We start from the raw sequence: 4,728 nt of genomic DNA, 5'->3' as shown, positions 1-4,728 counted from the left end.
GCTTTATTGAGGGGTTGATTATATAATTTTTCTGGTGGCATAAATCCAGCTGTGCCAGCCATCGTAGTACTTCCATAAATTGAACCATAGGCAATTTTAGCTAAACCAAAATCAATTAAGTAAACCCGCATTTTGTAATCTAACAAAACATTTTCTGGTTTAATGTCTCGGTGAATTATCGGATTATAAAAATGTTGGATATAATCCAAAATTTCGAGAATTTGAACTGCAATTTGCTGAATTTGCTCTGGTGTAAAGCTTGGGTATGCAGACAAAGGTTGAGCGTTTTTGTACTCCTGTACCAAACAAACACCACCCTCAGGAGCAAAGGAGTCAAGATACCGAGGAATCCTAGGATGGTGTAACTGTTTTAGTACCTTAATCTCACTTTCAATAGATTGGTAACCATGCCAGCTACTGTTAGATTGAGCAAATTGAAATAGCTTAATTACAACTTTTTGCTTAGTTTTAAGATGGATGGCTTGATAAGTTACTCGACCACTGTGATAGTTCTGACCTAATCGTTTTTTGACTTGGTAGCCATAGTTAGAAAAATCAGGAAATTCGCTCATTGAATGTAGGTTTGTGCATCAGTTATAAAATGTATACGCTTTATATTACTCCAACTTCAACAAAATAATAACGGATTGAATTTTAAGTAATTGACACCCCAAGTCTATTTAGAGTTTGGGGTGATAGTGACCTGAAAGCTAGAGCTGGTAAGTATTGTGGAGCAATTGTAGTCCCCATAAATTTTATACAAACCTTATATTCAAGCAAAGCCTTTATACAAAGTTTACAAAAAAACTATGAAGGATAATCTTTTTATGGATAAAAATAGTGTAAACTTATTTACCAATTTATACACCCAACTAATACACCCAACTAATAGTGTGGCTGGATGTGTGGAATGACTATAGCAAAGGAAATAGGGAATAGGGAACAGGGAGTAGGGAGTACGGAATATGGCATCAAAAATTATCACAATTCCTACACGGCTCCCTAGACTGAGTGCTGAGTGCTGAGTGCTGATAGCTGATAGCTGATAGCTAAATAATTAGGACTTATGAAAATTAGTTATTTTAATTTTCGACTCTATAGCGATCGCATTACTACCGTCTTAAGTTCCATCGGATGCTCTCAAACAGCCGCTACGGGATGCTCAGCGCTGCTACGCGATCGCATTACTACCGTCTTAAGTTCCATCGGATGCTCTCAAACAGCCGCTACGGGAACCCAGGATTACCCGGTGAAGTTCCATGGGATGCTCTCAAACAGCCGCTAGGGGAACCCAGGATTACCCTGTCAAACCCCCTAATGCCTAACGCCTAAGCCTAATGCCTAATACCTAGGGGGTTAAGCTGAATGCTTACAATCAGTAATGATAGTTGCAGCTGCCGTGAGGTTTGAGATGAAGACAAGCAAAACCAAGAAGTATCTCCTTTACCTTTTCTGGCTCGGGCCACTACTGACCATGGCGGGAATCACTGTCAGGATTATGACTGAAAAATGGTCCCCAGACGCATTAGGGTTACTGATTGCTGGTATTGTCATTAGTCTTGTGGGGCTAGTATTTTTAGCCCAGTTGGCTCCGAAATTCTGGCAAAGCCGTTCTACCCAAGTCGGAACCAATGCTATTATTTCTACCGTAGCTATGTTAGTGATTTTGGGGCTGATTAACTTTTTAGGGGTGCGCTATACCCAACGGATCGATTTCACAGAAAATAAGTTATATACTCTGTCACCCCAGTCCCAGCAAGTGGTGCAAAATTTACGACAGCCCCTTAAGGTTTGGATCTTTAATCCACAACCCAATCCAGATGACCGAGAGTTGTTAGAGAACTTTCGTCGGTATGGGTCAAACTTTGAATTTCAGTTTGTTGACCCTCAGCTAAAACCAGCACTAGCTCAGAAATTTGGTGTTCAGTCTATCGGAGAAGTTTATCTACAATATAAAGACAAGCAACAATTATTGCAAGCTGTTAATGATACCCAACCTCTGTCAGAAGCTAGTCTTACTAGTGGTATCGAAACCCTGACTCGGGAAATTTCGGTTAGGGTTTACTTCCTCCAAGGTCACGGAGAAAAATCCTTAGCAGAAGTAGAAGGGGGATTATCTGAGGCAGTACGTGTTCTAGAGGATAAAAATTTTACGGTTCAACCCCTTAACCTAGCTGAACGCTCAGAGGTTCCAGCCGATGCATCAATCGTGGTTAGTGCAGGTCCGATGCGACCATTATTAGAAAAAGAAGTCAAAGGGTTACGTAACTATCTATCCAAGGGTGGTAGCTTACTATTGATGCTCGACCCTGATACTAATCCTGAATTGGATAGCTTTCTCAAAGACTGGGGAATTAAGCTAGACAGTAGGTTAGTGATTGACCCGTCTGCTCCAGAACGTTCCTTAGTGCTTGGTGCAGCAACTCCCATGGTCACCAGCTATGGGAATCATCCCATTACCACGGAATTTGCCGACGGATTTTCCTTTTATCCCTGGGCGCGATCGCTCTTAATTACCCCAGTAGATGGTATCCAGGAGACTCCTCTGCTAATTACCAATGACAGAACTTGGGCTGAGAGCAATCCTAAACAGCAGCCACTGGAATTGAATCCAGAAAGCGATCGCCCTGGTCCGTTAATCCTAGGTGTAGCCTTAAGCCGCCAAGCGGAAGGGATTGATCAAGCTACTCCTCAAGAGGATGGTAACAAAAAGACCTCTTCATCTCGTCTAGTAGTCTATGGTAACTCTACTTTTGCCACCAATGGTTGGTTTGATCAGCAATTAAATGGTGATGTTTTTCTCAACACCATTAGCTGGTTAAGCAAGCAAGATGATCAAGTCCTATCTATCCGCCCTAAAGAACAAAACAATCGACGGATTAACCTAACAGCAATCCAGGCTGAGTTACTGGGTTGGACTGCCCTGTTACTTATGCCCTTAGTCGGGTTTACCACAGCTGGGTTGGTATGGTGGCAACGCCGTTAGTATTGATAACTGATATAACTATAGGAAAGGGAGTAGGGAACAGGGAACAGGGAATAGGGAGTAGGGAGTAGGGAGTAGGGAATATGGGATCAATAATTTTTACAATTCCTACACGGATCCCTATCAACCTATCATAATCCTATAAACTTATGACAATTATACAAGCTAGTCACCTATCTCTAGAAGATGTGCATCATACCTTTGGCTTTCAACGGCAATACAATAGTTCATTAACTTCCCGGTTATCCCTAGACACTATCACTGAATTTGAGCAACGGGAGTTGGAACAAATTCGGACTGATTTTGATAATTACTTAATCGCCGGTAAAGTATCTGAAGGACTGGTAAAAGCCCTAACTGTTTTTCCCTTACTGCGATTAGCTGGCTTCTATCGCTCTCCAATAAAGATTTCCTTGGAAGAAGGGATTTCTGATATTGATATTCAAGACCAGGATACCAAAATTACTGGCAGACTAGATATTCTAGCAATTAACAAAGCTCAACAGACAGTAGATAAAGTATCGTTTTGGGTCTTAGTTATCGAAACCAAAAACAGTAGTGCTGACGTATCCGTTGGGTTACCTCAATTACTGACCTATGCCTATAAGAGTTTAGACCATCAAGACTCAGTTTGGGGACTATCGACTAACGGATACATTTATCAGTTTATTTATATCCAAGCTGGCAATCCTCCGATTTATCAGTTGATGCCAGTATTAAACCTGATGGAATCGGAGTCATCGATTAAATTACTACAAGTTATTAAAGCTATAGCGCTTCTAGATTAACTCTCAACTTAAACGGCTATAGTTTTTAGTTAAACTGGGATTTTTTAGTCTGTTCAACCCAATTTTACTGCCGAAAGTAGGCAACAATTCCATAAACTGAACCTTCACCACCTCCTAGGGGTGCTGTTGAAACAAGTTCCCATTTCTCTTGAGCCATGTGGGTTAAGAAATTTACCCACAGTTGGTCCTTCCATTCAGGACGTTCTTCACCTTCTATACGAAGCCATTTAATTTCTTGAGTCCAGCCTCTTCCCTTCCAAGCATAAACTACGCTGCGATACTTTGTTGACATGACGTTTTAAAATTAAAATAGCATTTCCGAATGAATTAGAAAAAGCGATGCAGTGCCGCGCTGACTCAAGACAAGCATGACCGTTCTTGCCATTAGCCAAAATTCCTATCTATTTTCTTGCCTCTTGCCTCTTGCCTCTTGCCTCTTGCCAAGACCCAAGCGCGACTATGTTTGCTCTCCAAATCGAGTCAATAATTCTAGTCGAGACAATTGTAAGAGTAGGGGGATAAATTCTTCTGGAGAGAGTGCCATCAATGGCTCAATAATGTCGAGCAGTTCCTGGTCTAGTTCACCAAAACGGCTACGCAATAAGTAGGTGACCATACTACGGCGTTCGTTTTGCCTACCTTGGACTAGTCCTTCTTGTTTGCCCTGCACTAGTCCCTCTTCTTTGCCCTGGACTAGTCCCTGGACTAGTCCCTCTTGTTTGCCAAGCTCGGTAGCCAATTCCAGTCGTTGTTGATATATCTGAGATAATTGCATGATTAACTCCCGGTCATCTTCCTCAAGGTTTTGATTTTGTTTGATACGTGCGTCTAATATCGCCAGCATGTCATATACTAATTCTAGGATATTGTCTTTGTGCTGACTCCCGTTCGGTAGGGATTTCAACTCCTCAATTGCTTGCTGTTGCACTCTACCTCTACCGAGAATTCTCAACA

Annotated in this window: 6 protein-coding genes and 1 pseudogene; 3 read left to right on the top strand and 4 right to left on the bottom strand. The window is 41.7% G+C overall.

Translation table 11 applies throughout. The features are described 5' to 3' along the window. Positions 1–572 (bottom strand): protein kinase (locus F6J94_RS30590; RefSeq protein WP_293047163.1); only part of this gene is annotated, 572 nt, incomplete at its 3' end. Between the two features lie 494 nt (positions 573–1,066). On the opposite strand from F6J94_RS30590, the gene F6J94_RS30585 reads away from it, so the two are divergent. Continuing rightward, on the top strand, positions 1,067–1,285 hold the full coding sequence (locus F6J94_RS30585; RefSeq protein ID WP_293020231.1) for a hypothetical protein: 219 nt from the start codon (positions 1,067–1,069) through the stop codon (positions 1,283–1,285). Between the two features lie 126 nt (positions 1,286–1,411). Beyond that, complete coding sequence (locus F6J94_RS30580) at positions 1,412–2,986, top strand: Gldg family protein (protein WP_293047161.1); 1,575 nt, start codon at positions 1,412–1,414, stop codon at positions 2,984–2,986. Here F6J94_RS30580 and F6J94_RS30575 read toward each other — a convergent pair. Continuing rightward, complete coding sequence (locus tag F6J94_RS30575; RefSeq protein WP_293047159.1) at positions 2,949–3,113, bottom strand: hypothetical protein; 165 nt, start codon at positions 3,111–3,113, stop codon at positions 2,949–2,951. The genes F6J94_RS30580 and F6J94_RS30575 overlap by 38 nt on opposite strands. Before the next feature lie 22 nt (positions 3,114–3,135). On the opposite strand from F6J94_RS30575, the gene F6J94_RS30570 reads away from it, so the two are divergent. Further along, positions 3,136–3,774, top strand: a complete 639-nt coding sequence (locus tag F6J94_RS30570) for a restriction endonuclease subunit R (protein WP_293047157.1) — start codon at positions 3,136–3,138, stop codon at positions 3,772–3,774. 64 nt (positions 3,775–3,838) lie between these two features. Here the strand turns inward: F6J94_RS30570 and F6J94_RS30565 are convergent, their stop codons facing one another. Together F6J94_RS30565 and F6J94_RS30560 are read right to left on the bottom strand one after the other, a co-directional pair. Next, the gene (locus tag F6J94_RS30565; RefSeq protein WP_070392656.1) at positions 3,839–4,066 is read right to left on the bottom strand and encodes a hypothetical protein; all 228 of its coding nucleotides are present in this window, start codon (positions 4,064–4,066) and stop codon (positions 3,839–3,841) included. A 165-nt stretch (positions 4,067–4,231) separates the two neighbouring features. Next, positions 4,232–4,728, bottom strand: a pseudogene (locus F6J94_RS30560) (hypothetical protein); the annotation flags it as partial.

Origin of the sequence: Moorena sp. SIO1F2 (assembly GCF_010672755.1) — a bacterium.
GTDB lineage: Bacteria > Cyanobacteriota > Cyanobacteriia > Cyanobacteriales > Coleofasciculaceae > Moorena.
Note: the sequence above shows the minus strand (reverse complement) of the source record. Positions and strands in the feature narration are given on the sequence as shown.